This window comes from Izhakiella capsodis (assembly GCF_900115045.1).
In the GTDB taxonomy this organism is placed as follows: Bacteria; Pseudomonadota; Gammaproteobacteria; order Enterobacterales; family Enterobacteriaceae; genus Izhakiella; species Izhakiella capsodis.
Genome location: NZ_FOVC01000004.1, coordinates 181,620 through 198,467, shown reverse-complemented (window position 1 = coordinate 198,467; position 16,848 = coordinate 181,620). Strand labels below are relative to the sequence as shown.

Genomic DNA, 16,848 nt, shown 5'->3' with positions numbered 1-16,848 from the left:
AATTTTTATATCCACAGTATCAGGAAAAGTAATGAGCCTTGCTTCATGCGTGTCGGGCTTGCAATTAATCTCAACGTAGCCGATGAATAATCTGGTTGCTGCTGCCGCGCCACACCAGCGCCGGATCTTTTAAGGCCTGCTCAAAGCGACCGTCCACCAGAACATCCAGTTGGGCAACGACCTCCCGCTGCGCATCGCTTAGTTCTTGCAGCCGGTATCCGGTCCAAAGCCAGACATCTTTCCCGGCACACTCTCGCCTGACCCGTTTAACCAGCCTCAGAATATCGGCCACATTGTGCGGATGTAGCGGATCGCCGCCAGAAAGCGAGAGACCTTGCCGGGGTATGCGGCTGTCTTTAAGATCGGCAATTAGCTGCTCCTCTCGCTCGATGGTAAAAGGCACGCCGCTATCGGTACGCCAGGTGCACTGGTTATAGCAACCTGGGCACTGATGTTCGCATCCAGAAACAAATAGTGTACAGCGCGTGCCTGGGCCGTTTATCACGTCGACCGGATAATATTGCTGGATATTCATCAGCCCCCCGGAGATAAATGTTTCACGCGCCGTTTGACTTCCTCTTGCTTACCCGCGTTAAACGGCCGCGCATCGGGGCTACCCAGATAGCCACATACTCTTCGGGTTACGGAAACGCTGGCAGGATCGTGGTTACCACAGCGTGGGCAAACAAAACCTTTGCTGGTGCAATGAAATTCGCCGGTATAGCCGCATTGGTAACATTCATCGATCGGAGTATTGGTGCCGTAGTAGGGAACCCGGCTATAGCTATAATCCCAGACGTCTTCAAGTGCCTTGAGGTTGTGCTGTAAGTTCGGGTACTCGCCGTAGCAAATGAAGCCGCCGCTGGTGACTGGCGGATAGGGCGCTTCGAAGTCGAGTTTGTCATAAGGGTTCACATTTTTTTCCACATCAAGATGGAAGCTGTTAGTGTAAAAGCCTTTATCCGTTACTCCCTCAATAATACCGAACCGGGCAGCATCAAGGCGGCAGAAGCGGTCGCACAGATTTTCACTCGGTGTACTGTACAGGCTGAACCCATAGCCAGTTTCGGTTTTCCATTCTTCAGTTGCTAAGCGCAAACGCTGAACAATGGCCAGCGCCTTATCACGGCGCGGCGGTGAGTCGAAAAGATGGCATTCGGTGCCGTACAGTGCGTTAATCGTCTCGTGCAGTCCGATATATCCCAATGACAGAGTTGCTCTGCCGTTGCGAAACAGCGAGGCGACGTCGTCGTCGGGTTGTAAACGTACGCCGCAGGCACCCTCCATATAGAGAATGGGTGCTACGCGGGCTTTTACACCCTCCAGGCGCGCTACGCGGGTCATCAATGCGCTTTTTGCCAGCGCCAGCCGTTCATCCAGAAGTGACCAGAAACGCGGCTCGTCGCCAGCAGCCTCCAGCGCAATACGGGGTAGATTGAGGCTGATAACGCCAATATTGTTGCGCCCTTCATGAATCGTCTCGCCGTTTTCCTGGTACACTCCGAGGAAACTGCGACAGCCCATTGGGGTTTTAAAGGAGCCAGTGACTTTGACTACCTGCTCATAGTTGAGAATATCGGGATACATTCTCTGACTGGCACAGCGCAGCGCCAGCTGTTTAATGTCGTAATTCGCATCCTTTGCACGTAAATTCACGCCGTCGCGCAGTGCAAATACCAGCTTGGGAAACACGGCGGTTTTACGATTTTTACCCAGACCCGCCAGGCGATTTTTCAAAATAGACTGTTGAATCAGGCGCGCAGCAGGTTCGGTGCCCAGACCAAAGCCAAAGGTGACGAAAGGCGTCTGTCCATTGGCTGTGTGCAAGGTATTAACCTCGTACTCCAGCGACTGGAAGGCGTCATAGCACTCTTTCTCCGTGCGTTCATCTGCGTAGCCGTCAACATCCGCAATATTCCACTGAAGGGCGATAGCCCGGTGTTTCTCGCGACTGGCGTCCACATAGGGGGCCAGCACTTCATCAATGCGATTAATCGTCGTGCCGCCGTAGATGTGACTGGCTACCTGCGCAATAATTTGTGCGGTAACCGCGGTAGCGGTGGCGATAGATTTTGGCGGTTCAATTTCCGCGTTGCCCATTTTAAAACCATGAGTCAGCATGCCTTTCAGATCGATAAGCATGCAATTAAACATCGGAAAAAAAGGCGCGTAATCGAGGTCGTGATAATGAATTTCGCCGCGTTCATGCCCCTGAACAACATCGCGGGGTAACAAATAGCGCGTGGCGTAATGCTTTGCCACGATGCCGGCTAACAGATCGCGTTGGGTCGGGATAACTTTGCCGTCTTTGTTGGCATTTTCGGTCAGCAGCGCCGCATCGCTTTGTTCAATCAGGCCACGAATGGCAGTACTAAGGCGGCTCCGCTGCTCGCGAGCCAGGTCGCGGTCGTGACGATACTCAATCCAGCAGCGCGCCACTTCAGGCCAGCGGCTTGCCATCAGCGCGTTCTCTACAGAACGTTGAATTTCACTGATATCGACCTCGGGTTGAGTCTGTAAGCTATCACTGACTGCATCCGTAATTGTCTGACTCAAATCGCGATCTGCAACTCCGGCAGCTTCCGCTGCCCGGTGAATAGCCTGCTCAATACGCGAGGCATCGAATGCCACTCTGCAACCATCCCGCTTGATTACCACCGTCGCCACGCGCTGCTCCTTTACAATATATAGGGTTTTTTTAGGATAATAGACCCAATATGTAGCGTCTGGTTAAAATTAAGCACGTTGCGATTGATGCAGATCAATGAACAGAGAAAGGTGAATAAAATGCCATCGCGAGGATAATGCAGGTTGCATCCCACCGTCGCAGATCGTTACTATTTTCGGTTATGCGGTAAAAAGCGTTCGTATAAGGACCCATGAGGGTATTCATGTCTTCTTTCACCTATGACGCAGCTCAGGTCAGGCGCTGGTTAGGCGCAGGAACTGTAGCCAAAGCGCAGGGTTTGATCTCCAGAGTGCAAAATCTTCAGCGACAGCCTAATCTGCTGACTGGCGAAATACCCGGCGTCGGAGACGAGCCCTGGAGAGTGGTTGTGCATTTCAGTACTCCACAGGGCAAGTTACATGTCAGCGGTGAATGCACCTGTCCGGTTCATACCAACTGCCGCCATGTCGCTGCGATAATGCTCGCAGATCTACAGCAACAGTCGGCGAAAAAAGAGGTGATATTGACGCCGCTGTCACTTTGCGTCGATCCCGTTCCCGCTATACATCTGCAATCACGTTCCCGCTTTGTCAGTGGCTATGGTCGCTATGGTCACCGGCAAAAACGGCTGGATTTTGCCGCACTGTCATTTCGCTATCGCGAGGTGATGGTAGACGCTGGCAGCAGTGAAAACCTTTTTACCGACGATGATGGACAATGCTGGCTGGTGGTGCGCCAGCCAGAAAAAGAGCAGCGCTGGTTGGATGAATTGCTGGACGCTGGTCTGCATGTCGTGCCAGCCGGACATATTTACACGCCTCCTACATCACCGTTACCCGAGCGGCTGTTTGTTCCCGAGCGAACTGATGACTGGCGGCGTATTATCAGGCAGCTATTACCGGCATTAAAAGCCAAAGGCTGGCTGGTTTCACTGGATGACGATTTCACCTGGAATCGCACTGATATCGAGGCGGTTAGCGCCCGGGTGAGCCAGCGTAGAAAGGGCTATCTTGAAATTAGCCTCGATGCCTGTGTTGGTCAGCGGCGTATAGCGTTGCTGCCAATGATGCCGCATTTGCTCGCGCAGGATACGCGCTGGCGGAGTGGCGATCTTAATACGATTGCCGACGATGAGATTTTTGAGCTATGCAGCGTCAATAATGAGCGACTGGCGATGCCAGCGGGGCAGTTGAAACCCCTGGTCGGTGGCCTGATTGACCTACTGCCCGAGGGTGAAACGGTCAGTGCAACGCTACAGCTGCCGCTTTGGGAGGGGGGGCGCCTGGCAGCAATGTCTCAAAGCGGAAGCTGGCAAGCCGCAGATGAGACTGCGCTGCAAGCGTTAAGCGCTGGGCGACAAAACCCGCGTGAGTTGCCGGCGGTAACTCCGCCCGCAGGGTTAAAAACGATTCTGCGGGATTATCAGCAGCAAGGCGTAAGCTGGATGCAGGCATTAAGTCGGCAATCTATGGCCGGCGTACTGGCCGACGATATGGGGCTGGGAAAAACGGTTCAGACTCTGGCGCATTTGCTGTTGGAAAAAGAGAGTGGCAGATTGAATCACCCAGCGTTAATCGTGGTGCCGACCACGCTTATCTATAACTGGTTAAGTGAAGCAGCGCGCTTTGCACCCGACCTGCGAGTGTTACCGCTTAGCGGTGCACAGCGTCGTGAACATTTTTCTCAGCTCCATCAATACGATGTCGTGTTGACCAGCTATCCATTATTATGGCGTGATCAATTGACGCTAAGGCCTCAACGCTGGCATCTACTGATCCTCGACGAAGCGCAATACGTTAAAAATCCGCATTCTCAGGCCGGACGAGCTATTCGTAAGCTGCAGGCGCGCCACCGTCTTTGTCTGACGGGAACCCCGCTGGAGAACCACCTCGGTGAGCTTTGGGCGCAATTTGATTTTTTAATGCCTGGTTTCTTTGGCAGCGAGAAAGATTTTTTGCACCAGTGGCGCCTGCCGATTGAACGCGATGGCGATCTTACCCGCCGTGCGCTGTTGTCGCACAGGGTGCGACCTTTTATGCTGCGACGGCGCAAGCTGGAGGTTGTCAAAGAGCTGCCGCCAAAAAGCAGTATAATACGCCGTATCGTATTTGGGGATGCGCAGCGCGACCTGTATGAAACGGTACGCGCTTCGCTGGAGAGCCAAATCAGGCTGTCCGTCAGTCAGCGTGGCAATGCATCGAGCCGCATCCAGGTGCTTGATGCACTGCTGAAGCTGCGTCAGATCTGTTGCGATCCGCGCCTGATGCGACTGGACAGAGCCGCCGGCGTTCGTCAATCGGCCAAACTGACAATGCTGCGGGAAATGCTGCCAGCGCTGCTGGCTGAAGATCGCCGCATACTGATTTTTTCGCAGTTTACCGAAATGCTGGGGCTAATCGCCGACGAACTGAAAAAGGCCGGGGTTGAATATGCCGTGCTGACCGGCAGCACCCGCGATCGGCAGGCGCCTGTAGAGCGCTTCCAGCGTGGAGAGGTGCCGGTATTTCTCATCAGTTTGAAAGCGGGTGGGGTGGGGCTGAATCTGACCGCTGCCGATACGGTGATCCACTACGATCCCTGGTGGAATCCGGCGGCAGAAAATCAGGCGACAGATCGTGCGTGGCGTATCGGTCAGCAGAAAGCGGTTTTCGTCTATAAGCTGATCATCGCAGGCAGCATTGAGGAAAAAATCGTCAATCTGCAACAGAAAAAAGCGTCTTTGGCGGAGAGTATTTTACAAGACGGGCCGGATGAAACGGCTCTGTTGAGCGATGAGGAGCTGACTGATCTGCTAAGTAACTGAGCATACGCGCGTTTTCCAGCTAGTGATTTAATGACTATGACTGAATATCTTTTACCGGATTTTTTGCACACCTAAACCTGATGGTTTGATGGAGCCTCCATGCTGCGCGTTTTGCAGTTTACCTCGTTTGCGCTTGCTCTGGCTGTTGTTCCGCCAGCGCTGTCTGCTAAGACAGCAGATTTTTTACCGCTGATGCCCTGGCCGCAGGAGGTCATGCAGCCCGCTGGCGGCGGGCAACTGATTCTTAACGATCAGCTTGCTATTTCCGTTAGCGGTGACGACTTGGGTGATGCGATGATGCGTTGGCGTGAGCGCCTTGCCCGCCAGACCGGCTGGGAGTTACAGCCCCAGGTGATTAATCTCCCACAGCCGATGATCAGCATTCGTATCGCTAAACGCGTTGATCCGCTGCCTAATCTGCAAAGTGATGAAAGCTATTGCCTGCAGGTCGATAAGAACGGCGTAGTGCTGTACGCCGCGACGCGTTTCGGTGCGTTGCGTGGAATGGAGACGTTATTGCAACTGGTGGAAAATGGCCGTCAGTCCAGCTTTATCCCTTGGGTTACAATCAACGATAAGCCACGTTTTGCCTGGCGCGGTCTCCTGCTGGATTCGGCCCGCCATTTCCTGCCAGTTGAAGATATTAAGCGTCAGCTGGACGGCATGGCTGCGGCGCGTTTGAACGTGTTTCACTGGCATCTTACCGATGATCAGGGTTGGCGTTTTGCTTCGCAAAACTATCCTGTGCTGACGGAGAAAGGCAGTGATGGACTGTTTTATACCCAGCAGCAAATGCGCGATATCGTGGCTTATGCCCGCGATCGCGGGATACGGGTGGTGCCGGAGGTGGATTTGCCGGGGCATACTGGCGCGCTGGCGGCGGCCATACCGTCACTGATAAGCGCCCCCGGCAACTATAAAATCGGGCGAAGCTGGGGAGTGATGAAGATTTTACTCGATCCCAGCAATGAGCAGGTTTATCAGTTCATTGACTCGTTGGTCGGAGAGATGACGACTATCTTTCCCGATAGTTATTTGCATATAGGCGGCGATGAGATTGATCCCAGCCAGTGGAATAACTCGGCGCGCATTCAGCAATTTATGAAAGAACATAATCTGAAGAATGTGGAGGCGGTGCAAGACTATTTTTACCGACGTGTAGAAAAAATACTCACCGCACACAAACGCCGTATGGTCGGTTGGGACCGAATATTTCATCGGGATTTATCGCCTGACACCCTGATCCAGTCCTGGCAGGGACAGGATTCGCTCGCTGCTGTTGCCCGCGCGAACTACCGCGGTATTTTATCCAGCGGATTTTATATGAATCAACCACAACCCGCCGCGTATTACTATCGCAACGATCCTGAACTGCGGCCGTTAAACGGTGCCGATCGCGCTCAGGACGATGAATATACCCAAAGCTGGCTATTTACCATGCCGATGCTAAAGGGTAAGGCAGTCACGGGTTCTTTTACGCTGATTGAGGGTAAAAATGGCACCCGGGGATTCATCGACTTTGATGGCAGGTCGCGCCGCATGGTGCGTAATATTCGCTGGTTGTCACCCCATCAGGTGACATTCCGCGTGGACAGCTGGATGAGCGTGATAGAACCCGTCGTCACCTTTAACAATAATCGGATGAGTGGCTATGCTCTTGTCGGTAATGTGCGCTATCTATTGACAGGCAGCCGACTGGCCGCGATGCCGCGGGGTATGCAACCGATAGTGCCAGAAAGTACCCGGCAGGCTAATATTCTGGGTGGTGAGGCCATGCTATGGTCGTCGCTGGTTAACGCCCGTATCATCGATGTTAAGCTATGGCCGCAAATGTTTGTCGTTGCTGAACGGCTTTGGTCGGCAAAAAATATCACCGATGAAAACAGCATGTATCAACGGCTGAAGGCCGTCGACCTCTGGTCAACCGTTTCGGTGGGTTTGCAGCAGCACGCCCAGACGCAGGTACAAATGATGCGCCTTGCTAATAATAGCAATATTCTGCCGCTGCAAATATTCGCAGAAATTCTGGAGCCTGCGCAAGCTAATACCCGGAGTCATCTTAGATTCCTCGCCGGGCAAGATAATCAGTTTGAGCCGCTTAATCGACTGGCAGATGTATTGCCGGCGGAAAGTAATTCGGCGCGCGAACTGCAGGGATTAGTTAACCGATTGGTAGAAAACCGGGGTGACAAGCACGCTGCACAAGCAATCCGGCAGAAGCTGTTGCGCTGGCAGGGCATAGTGCCACAGGTCATGCCGCTGCTGGAGCAAAACTATCAGCTACACGCGTTAAAGCCTCTGGCCCTGTATACTGCGAAGATCTGCACCATTGGTTTAGCGGTGGTTGACGCTATCGAAAGCGATAGGACTTTTGGCGCGCATGAAATGGCGAATATGCACGACCAGTTGAGTGATGCGGCACAAGTACAGGATGAAACGGTAAATGCGTTAGTTCGTCCGATTGAAACCTTACTGAGAGCAGAAAAGTAATCTATCAGACCCGGCAGCATGCCGGGTCTGTTTCAACGTCGGGCCTCAGCGGCGCAATGCAATGGCTTCGATTTCAATCTTTACATCTTTAGGCAGGCGAGCCACTTCCACGCATGAGCGGGCCGGGAAACTAGCCTGATGCTGATTAAAGAAGGCCTCGTAGGTGCTGTTTACGATAGCAAAGTCGTTGAGGTCTTTAACAAATACCGTCGTTTTTACAATATCGCCCACTTTTAGACCGGCGGCTTCAATGATTGCTTTGACGTTCGCCAACGACTGGCGCGTTTGCGCGGCGATATCATCCGCAACAAGGCCAGTTTTTGGATCGACCGGGATCTGGCCGGAGGTCATTATCATGTTGCCGAGGTCAACGGCCTGTACGTAAGGACCAATTGCCGCTGGCGCGTTTTCCGTACTGATTTCGCGTGACATAACCTTCTCCCTTAAAATGAAAGAGTATGATAATACGCCTCGCCGGGACTATTCATCAACGCCTGCCGTGTTAGCCGTTTCCTAAAACGACATGATGTGCGAACTCTTTTTCGCAATATTTGCATTGCAGATGGATTTCCTTTTCGCGTTGCTTCACAGCGAAGCTGGAAATCACGGGTTCGCTGCGGCTGATACAGTTACTGTTCGGGCAGGTTAGTACCCGGTCGATGATCTCCGGTAGCGTCGGTACCGCTTTAGCGACTACCTGATAATCATCAATACGGTTTACCGTGGCGTGTGGCGCATAAACGGCAAGCTGATTAATTTGTTCCTCCGTCAAAAAGGTGTTTTCAATCTTAATCAAATCCTTACGTCCCATTTCGCCCGAAGGAAGGTTAAGGCCAATGGTGATACGCTGTTCGGTTTCGGTAAGGCGAAAGAGCGAGAGCAGCTTAAAGCCAACCTGAGCCGGAATGTGATCAATCACCGTGCCGCTTTTGATCGCTTCAACCTGCAATTTATTATCGTGCTTCATCTCGTGCTCCTTATTGCGGCAGTTCGCTGTTCAAAACCAGAGCCAGCAATGCCTGACGGGCAAAGATACCGTTTCCGGCCTGCTGGAAGTACCAGGCATAGGGGGTTTCGTCGACGTCGGTGGCAATCTCATCAATGCGCGGTAATGGATGCAGCACTTTCAGATTATCGCGCGCTCCGGCAAGATCGGCAGCACGCAAAACAAACTGGGCTTTAACGTTGGCATATTCCGATGGGTCAAGGCGCTCCTTCTGAACGCGCGTCATATAGAGAATATCAACCTCAGTAATCACGTCCTCAATACTACTGTGGCGCGACCAGTGAATCCCTTTTTCATCCAGCATAGAGGTAATATAGCCCGGCATTGCCAGCGCATCAGGTGCGATAAAATAGAAACAATTGCCATCAAATTTCGCCAGCGCCTGAGTAAGTGAATGGACGGTGCGGCCATATTTCAAATCGCCGACCATCGCTACTTTCAGATGGCTCAGACGATGCTGAGTCTGCTGAAGGGTAAATAGGTCCAACAGGGTTTGCGTGGGATGTTGATTGGCGCCGTCGCCAGCGTTGAGTACCGGAATGCCCGAGGAAAACTCGGAAGCCAGACGGGCGGCGCCCTCCTGTGGATGGCGCATCACGATTGCGTCAACGTAGGTGCTAATAACTGAAATAGTGTCAGCCAGCGACTCTCCCTTTTTGCTGAGGGAAGTATTGCTGCCGTCAGGAAATCCCACGACAGCCGCGCCCAGGCGCTGTATTGCAGTTTCAAACGACAGGCGTGTACGGGTTGACGCTTCAAAAAAGCAGCTGGCAATCACTTTATGTTTCAGTAGTTCTGGCTGAGGACTGGATTTCAAACGCGAGGCGGTATCCAGCACCAGCTCCAGTTCCTCACGGTTTAGATCATTGATAGAGATAATATGCTTTTTATACAGCGGGTTGGTCATGTTACCCTCCGGATGCCGTGCTGAACTCTGTTTGAAGACAAAAAAAAACCCCTTAATAAAGGGGCTTCTTAAGATCGTAATGACCACGGAGGAAAGTCCGGCGCTGTTCGCCTGTAATAAAGGCGGGATTATCAGCAATGTTCAACGCGCGCAATCGCATACTTCCTCCTGGCAAATTTTCGGGAATTATACGCATGTCAGATCGCTTATCAAGCCCGTCAATGCATCGTTGCCTTTTAAAACCGTGGTTTAAATTCATCAGCTTTGAGTATGGCTGGTGGGTCGAGGATATCAATACGCCGCCGGGCTCAGCGTCGCTACCAATACCGCTTTGATGCTATGCATACGGTTTTCGGCCTGGTCAAAAACAACGCTGTGCTCTGATTCAAATACCTCATCAGTAACCTCCATGCCACCCGGCAGATTGTATTGCCCAGCGATCTGTTGTCCTAGCGTGGTTTCATCGTCATGAAATGCAGGCAGGCAGTGAAGAAATTTTACCTGCGGATTGCCAGTGAGTTCCAGCATCTCGCGGTTAACCTGATAAGGGCGTAGCAGTTCGATCCGCTGTTGCCAGACCGCTTTCGGTTCGCCCATCGACACCCACACGTCGGTATAGATAAAATCAGCGCCTTTAACTCCGCCTGCGACATCTTCGGTCAGTGTGATGCGGCCTCCGCTGGCTTGCGCCGCTTGTCGGCACTCATCAACAAGCTGTTGCTGCGGCCAGCAGCTTCGCGGTGCAATGATGCGCAAATCCAGGCCGGCTACGGCAGCGGCTTCAAGCATGCTGTTACCCATGTTGTAACGGGCATCGCCGACGTAAACCAGCGTCATGGCACTCAATGGCTTCTCCGGCAGCTGCTCTTGCATCGTAAGCAGGTCAGCGAGGATCTGAGTTGGATGAAATTCGTTTGTCAGGCCGTTCCACACAGGAACCCCGGCATACTGTGCCAGCGTTTCAACCAGCGATTGGCCATATCCGCGATACTGGATACCGTCATAAAGTCTTCCCAGCACCCTGGCGGTGTCCTTTATTGACTCTTTATGACCAATCTGGCTGCCACTGGAGCCGAGATACGTGACTTTTGCCCCCTGGTCGTAAGCGGCAACTTCGAAAGAGCAACGGGTTCGGGTTGAGTCTTTTTCGAAGATGAGCGCAATATTTTTACCTGTAAGTCGCTGCACTTCTTTGCCTTGCTTTTTGGCTGCTTTTAGCGAAGTGGCCAGCGTCAACAGCACGTTTATCTCACTGGGAGTAAAATCGAGAAGCCTGAGTAAATGACGTTGGTAAAGTTGACGCATAATACATCCCTTTATTGAATGAAAATTCAATGTAACCGCATGAATATTCTTTTTCAACCCTGTGGCGAATAAACTTTTTCTGTTTAGGGTAGTGGTGCCCGGAGTGCTGTGGGAAAATGCTTTAATTATCTGTGCTAACTGAGGAGTTGCATCATGGCTTATGAAGAATTGCTGGAAGAGCAGCGCGAAGAGACCCGGCTGATTATTGATGAGTTACTGGAAGATGGCAGCGATCCTGACGCGCTCTATGCCATCGAGCATCACCTATCCTGTGCTAACTTCGATGCGCTGGAAAAAGCCGCCATTGAGGCGTTTAAATTAGGGTATGAAGTCAGCGATCCTGATGAGCTGGAACTCGAAGACGGCAGTAAAGTCATGTGTTGCGATATTGTCAGTGAACTGGCGTTGAATGCTGATTTGATTGATGAACAGGTTGAACAGCTTGTGACGTTAGCGGGTAAATTTAACGTTGATTATGACGGTTGGGGGACTTATTTCGAAGATCCTGACGCCGAGGATGACGGACAGGACGGTGACTACATCGACGACGACGACGACGGTATTCGCCATTAATTGACGCATGACGGCGCGCCGGTTCGCGCGCCAGCCCGCTACCATGACATTGACGTTGAATCATGAAATACGATGATCTGCTTTCCCCAATCCACGCTTTCCTGCAATGCCGGACCCCTCAGCGATGGCTCGATGTTGCCGCTCAGCCAGAAAATCTGCCACTCTTACTGACCGATCATCTGGTCTGTGAGCTTAAAGCTGCGCAGACCGCGACATGGCTCATTCGTAAATATGTTGCCGATAAGCCGAGCGGTGATGCCATTCTCAGCTGGCTCAAACCCTATGAAGACTTTATTTATCGAGAACATCATGACAGCGATTTCGTTAATGCGCATCGTAATCTGACTAAGCGCATTATCGTACGCAATGCGTTGCCCTGGGCGGACGAATTGGTAGAAAAGATGGTACTGCTGATTAAAGAAGAGCTGCATCATTTTTATCAGGTCTGGGAAATCATGCAGGCGCGGGGTATCAGCTATCGCAAAATAACCGCCAGTCGCTATGCCAAAGGGCTCATGCGCGAAGTGACCACACACGAACCTGATACGTTAGTCGATAAGCTGATTTGTGGTGCTTATATTGAAGCACGCTCGTGTGAACGCTTTGCCAGCCTTGCCCCTCTGCTGGACAAGGCGCTGGCTGCTTTCTACATCTCATTGCTGCGCTCTGAGGCTCGCCACTATCAGGATTATCTGGCGCTGGCGCAGCAGATATCGCCGGTTGATATTCTGCCCCGGGTGAGAAAAATCGGGGAGACAGAAGCGCGTCTGATCAGTGAGCAAGATGGTGAACTGCGCTTTCACAGCGGTATCCCGGCTTTTTAGTTTTATTGCTTGGGGCGGAAAAGGAGTTTCGCTGCCTGATGAGGCGTTGCATAACCCTGGGAATACGCTTAGCCCGCACGCTAAAAATCGCCGGCCATCGTGACCGGCCCTTTTCATGCTCTTAAAGTGTTTTGAGCATTCTGACTTCGCAATCGACATGGCCGGTGCAGCCCATCGCGCTGTCGATATGCTTAAAGCCAAGCTGTTCATACAGCCTGATGGCTCTTGTGAGCAAGGCGGTGGTTTCCAGATAGCAGTGCTGATAGCCTTGCTCGCGAGCAAATCCCATTGCCTTCAGTGCCAGCGTTCGCGCCAGCCCCTGCCCGCGTGCTACTGGTAGAAAATACATCTTCTGCAATTCACATATAGCCTCGGTGCAGCACTGCAAGGGCGCTATGCCTCCGCCGCCAACCACGTAACCATCCAGCTCCACCACCCAGTAGGCGCTGTCCGGTTGGCTGTATAACTCATAAAGGTGGTCGAGGTTAGGATCGGCCACCGTGTAGCCACGATCAGCGGTCAGGCCAAACTCAGCGGAGACGTCGCGGATCACCCCGGCGATGGCGGGATTATCAGCGGCGCTTAGCGGACGCAGCAGCAAATCAATATTATGCATGGTACTCATCACATTGGTTCAGCATCAACCTGGACTAAAAAGTTGTAATAACATCACTGCCTTGCATATGCAATGGGGAAGTAAGTCATTATCCTGACTGCGTTTGAAGCGACAGATTAGACTGAAAAATATCTGTCTCGTGTGTTTCGAAAAGAAGAGTGATTGTCAGTCGTGACGGTTTTTAAGACGTAAATCCACGTGCGGCATTTACTAAAACCGGAGGCTGCAAGCGCCGCCTCCGGCCGTCGGACTAGAGACCTTTAATTACCTCAAGCTGCTCGGCTATTTTGGCTTTTGCCTGCTGGTAACCCTCCATTTTCTCACGCTCTTTCACCACAACCGCTTCCGGGGCACGCGCGACAAAACCTTCATTATGCAACTTGCTGGCAATACGTCCTATTTCGCCTTCCAGTCGAATAATTTCTTTGCTCAGGCGCTCTGACTCCGCCGCTTTATCGATCAGACCAGCCATAGGGATCAGCAGCTCAGCGCCTTCTACCAGTTTGGTGACAGATATCGGGCCTTTATCACTGGCTGGCAGCACGGTGATGTCATCCAGGCGTGCCAGCGTTGACAGGAAGCTGCGGTTTTGACTCACACGCCGCTCGGCATCGGCGTTGGCGCCACGTAGCAGCAAGGTCAGTGGCTTCGCCGGAGAAAGGTTCATCTCGGCTCGAATGTTACGCACGGCAATGATGGCCTGTTTCAGCCATTCGGTGTCAGCCTGCGCCACAGCATCGACTTTGTCCGCATCATAGGCAGGCATCGGCTGTAACATGATCGTATCGGCGCTAATGCCTTTCAGCACTTTAATCCGCTGCCAGATGGTTTCAGTAATAAACGGAATTATCGGATGCGCCAGGCGCAGCAGCGCTTCGAGCACTTCCACCAGTGTATGGCGAGTGCCACGCAGTTCAGCGGCAGTACCGCCGTTCATTACCGGTTTTGTCAGCTCCAGGTACCAGTCACAGAACTGATTCCACGTAAAGTCATACAGAATGTTCGCCGCAATATCGAAGCGATAATTATCCAGTGCATCGCGGTAGCCTTTCACCGTCTGATTGAATTCGCTGAGGATCCAACGATCGGCCAGCGATAGTATCCTTTCACCACCGTGCTGGCCGCAGTCCTGATCTTCGGTATTCATCAGCACGAAGCGGCTGGCGTTCCACAGCTTATTACAGAAGTTACGATAGCCTTCCAGGCGCTTCATATCCCAGTTGATATCACGGCCGGTGGAGGCCAGCGCCGCCAGGGTAAAGCGCAGCGCATCGGTACCATGAGGCTCAATACCGTTGGGAAACTGCTTCTCAGTGCGCTTGCGGATCTTTTCAGCCAGTTGAGGTTGCATCATATTGCCGGTGCGTTTTTCCAGCAGCGCTTCGAGGGAGATCCCATCAACCATGTCCAGCGGATCGATAACGTTGCCTTTGGATTTGGACATTTTCTGCCCTTCTTCATCGCGGATCAGCCCGGTCATATACACGGTTTTGAACGGCACCTGGGGCTTGCCGTTTTCATCTTTAATGAAGTGCATGGTGAGCATGATCATGCGCGCAATCCAGAAAAAGATGATATCGAAGCCGCTTACCAGCACGCTGGTTGGATGGAACTGGCGTAATGCTTCAGTATTTTCTGGCCAGCCGAGTGTGGAAAAGGTCCACAGGCCAGAAGAGAACCAGGTATCCAGCACGTCTTCATCCTGGCGCAGCGCCACCTCTGCTGGCAGCTGATTTTCCTGACGAACTTCTTCTTCGTTACGACCAACGTAGACGTTGCCAGCATCGTCATACCAGGCTGGAATGCGATGGCCCCACCAAAGCTGGCGCGAGATGCACCAGTCCTGAATGTCACGCATCCAGGAAAAATACATATTTTCGTACTGCTTAGGTACAAACTGGATGTCGCCGTTTTCTACGGCCTCAACCGCCACTTTCGCCAGCGGAGCGGTGCGGACATACCATTGATCGGTTAGCATTGGCTCGATCACCACGCCACCGCGATCGCCGTAAGGTACGGTTAAATCGTGAGGTTTGATCTCAGCAAGCAGATCCATATCATCGATGGCGGCGACGATCGCCTTACGGGCGGCAAAGCGCTCCAGATTATGGAACTGCGCTGGGATCGCCGCGTCGTAAGTGGTTGACTCCTGACCATGAGTATCAAATACCTGGGCGCGCTCACGGATATCGCCATCAAAGGTCAGAATGTTAATCATTGGCAGACCGTGACGTTTACCCACCTCATAGTCATTAAAGTCGTGCGCTGGCGTGATCTTTACACAGCCGGTACCTTTTTCCATATCCGCGTGTTCATCACCGACTACCGGAATGCGACGATTCACTAACGGCAGCAGAATAAACTTACCGATCAGATCTTTATAACGGGGATCATCGGGATTAACGGCTACGCCGGTATCACCCAGCAGGGTTTCCGGACGCGTAGTAGCGACCACTAAATAATCTTTGCCATCAGCGGTTTTTGCGCCGTCAGCCAGTGGATAGCGGATGTGCCACATTGAGCCTTTTGACTCGCGATTTTCAACTTCAAGATCGGAAATTGCTGTGCGTAGCTTCGGATCCCAATTAACCAGACGTTTGCCGCGATAAATCAGGTCCTCTTTGTACAACCGGACAAACACCTCTTTGACTGCGTTAGACAGGCCGTCATCCATAGTGAAACGTTCGCGTTCCCAATCCACAGAGTCACCGAGACGGCGCATCTGGCGGGTGATCGTTCCGCCGGATTCCGCTTTCCACTGCCAGATTTTTTCAATAAAAGCGTCGCGGCCATAATCATGGCGCGTTTTACCTTCTTCCGCGGCAATTTTACGTTCAACCACCATCTGAGTGGCGATGCCAGCGTGATCGGTTCCTGCCTGCCAGAGGGTGTTTTTTCCCTGCATCCGCTGGTAACGAATCAGGGTATCCATGATGGTCTGCTGGAAGGCGTGACCCATATGCAAGCTACCGGTGACGTTTGGCGGCGGGATCATGATGCAGAAACTTTGCTGGCTGGTATCGCCGTTTGGCTTAAAGTAGCCCTGCTTTTCCCAGTGCTCGTAAAGCGGCTGTTCGATATCTTGCGGGTTATATGTCTTTTCCATTTCTACTATGTCATTTGCGGCTGTAAAGGCGTGGCCGTATTCAAGTGGAAGCCGGCGGTGCGGTAGGCTTTATAGCGTTCACGCGCCTGCTGTTTCAAAGATTCTTCGTGAGGGACAAAGTCTATCACTTCATAGAAAGCGGTGGCAAAATCTGCAAACTGCGGCAGCAGGCTAATCAGCAGATCGCGCGGTGCGTTGCCACGCCGCTGAGGCCAGGCCAGTTCAACCGGCGCGCCGTAACCGGGTCCTTCCCCCGCTAAATTATGGGGAATAAATGCATCGACCGGTCGCTGCCAGATTGCCTCATCAAGTCGGTTAGCCTGCTCTTCAGATTCGCAGGCAACCAGTACCCGCTTACCCGCGCGCCAGCGCTCTCCTGCCAGCTCGCATACCAGCGCCTCGACGGCACTGAGACCGTCAGCGACTTCGCTGGACTCCATCAGATAGAAGGTTGCGTTTTTCATAAGCGGCCAGATAGTCAAGCGGACGAGGTGGCGCCCGCCCGGTAGATTAAGCAATGCTCCGGCTGGACAAATTATCCTTAACCGGA

13 protein-coding genes are annotated in these 16,848 nt (G+C 52.5%); 4 read left to right on the top strand and 9 right to left on the bottom strand.

Annotated elements, in window-relative coordinates:
- Positions 1–70: 70 nt before the first annotated feature.
- Together nrdG and nrdD are read right to left on the bottom strand one after the other, a co-directional pair.
- Positions 71–535 (bottom strand): anaerobic ribonucleoside-triphosphate reductase-activating protein, encoded by a 465-nt coding sequence (gene nrdG / locus BM191_RS08325; RefSeq protein WP_092877044.1) that lies wholly within the window; start codon positions 533–535, stop codon positions 71–73.
- Positions 535–2,667 (bottom strand): anaerobic ribonucleoside-triphosphate reductase, encoded by a 2,133-nt coding sequence (gene nrdD / locus BM191_RS08320; RefSeq protein WP_092877042.1) that lies wholly within the window; start codon positions 2,665–2,667, stop codon positions 535–537. Before nrdD ends, nrdG begins: the two co-directional genes overlap by 1 nt.
- A 224-nt stretch (positions 2,668–2,891) precedes the next feature.
- Here nrdD and BM191_RS08315 point away from each other — a divergent pair, with 224 nt between their 5' ends.
- The gene (locus BM191_RS08315; protein ID WP_092877040.1) at positions 2,892–5,471 is read left to right on the top strand and encodes a DEAD/DEAH box helicase; all 2,580 of its coding nucleotides are present in this window, start codon (positions 2,892–2,894) and stop codon (positions 5,469–5,471) included.
- A gap of 99 nt (positions 5,472–5,570) precedes the next feature.
- Entirely contained in the window at positions 5,571–7,961 is a 2,391-nt protein-coding gene (locus BM191_RS08310) for a beta-N-acetylhexosaminidase (RefSeq protein ID WP_092877038.1), read from the top strand.
- A gap of 45 nt (positions 7,962–8,006) precedes the next feature.
- Here BM191_RS08310 and ridA read toward each other — a convergent pair whose 3' ends face one another.
- The 4 genes from ridA to argF all read right to left on the bottom strand — a co-directional run bounded on the left by ridA (position 8,007) and on the right by argF (position 11,179).
- Positions 8,007–8,393, bottom strand: a complete 387-nt coding sequence (ridA, locus tag BM191_RS08305; protein ID WP_092877035.1) for a 2-iminobutanoate/2-iminopropanoate deaminase — start codon at positions 8,391–8,393, stop codon at positions 8,007–8,009.
- 70 nt (positions 8,394–8,463) lie between these two features.
- The gene (gene pyrI, locus BM191_RS08300) at positions 8,464–8,928 is read right to left on the bottom strand and encodes an aspartate carbamoyltransferase regulatory subunit (protein ID WP_092877033.1); all 465 of its coding nucleotides are present in this window, start codon (positions 8,926–8,928) and stop codon (positions 8,464–8,466) included.
- Positions 8,929–8,938: 10 nt separating this feature from the next.
- Entirely contained in the window at positions 8,939–9,874 is a 936-nt protein-coding gene (gene pyrB / locus BM191_RS08295) for an aspartate carbamoyltransferase (RefSeq protein WP_092877031.1), read from the bottom strand.
- A gap of 291 nt (positions 9,875–10,165) precedes the next feature.
- A complete protein-coding gene (argF, locus tag BM191_RS08290) occupies positions 10,166–11,179 on the bottom strand; it encodes an ornithine carbamoyltransferase (RefSeq protein ID WP_092877029.1) in 1,014 nt (337 codons plus the stop codon).
- Positions 11,180–11,332: 153 nt separating this feature from the next.
- On the opposite strand from argF, the gene rraB reads away from it, so the two are divergent.
- Together rraB and miaE are read left to right on the top strand one after the other, a co-directional pair.
- Positions 11,333–11,752, top strand: a complete 420-nt coding sequence (gene rraB, locus BM191_RS08285; RefSeq protein ID WP_092877027.1) for a ribonuclease E inhibitor RraB — start codon at positions 11,333–11,335, stop codon at positions 11,750–11,752.
- Positions 11,753–11,814: 62 nt separating this feature from the next.
- On the top strand, positions 11,815–12,576 hold the full coding sequence (miaE, locus tag BM191_RS08280) for a tRNA isopentenyl-2-thiomethyl-A-37 hydroxylase MiaE (protein WP_092877025.1): 762 nt from the start codon (positions 11,815–11,817) through the stop codon (positions 12,574–12,576).
- 121 nt (positions 12,577–12,697) lie between these two features.
- Here miaE and BM191_RS08275 read toward each other — a convergent pair whose 3' ends face one another.
- The 3 genes from BM191_RS08275 to BM191_RS08265 form a co-directional block, all read right to left on the bottom strand.
- Positions 12,698–13,192: a GNAT family N-acetyltransferase gene (locus BM191_RS08275; protein WP_407927868.1), complete on the bottom strand. Its 495-nt coding sequence runs from the start codon at positions 13,190–13,192 to the stop codon at positions 12,698–12,700.
- A gap of 250 nt (positions 13,193–13,442) precedes the next feature.
- Positions 13,443–16,298, bottom strand: a complete 2,856-nt coding sequence (locus tag BM191_RS08270; protein WP_092877021.1) for a valine--tRNA ligase — start codon at positions 16,296–16,298, stop codon at positions 13,443–13,445.
- Between the two features lie 5 nt (positions 16,299–16,303).
- Entirely contained in the window at positions 16,304–16,762 is a 459-nt protein-coding gene (locus tag BM191_RS08265) for a DNA polymerase III subunit chi (RefSeq protein WP_092877266.1), read from the bottom strand.
- Positions 16,763–16,848: the final 86 nt, after the last annotated feature.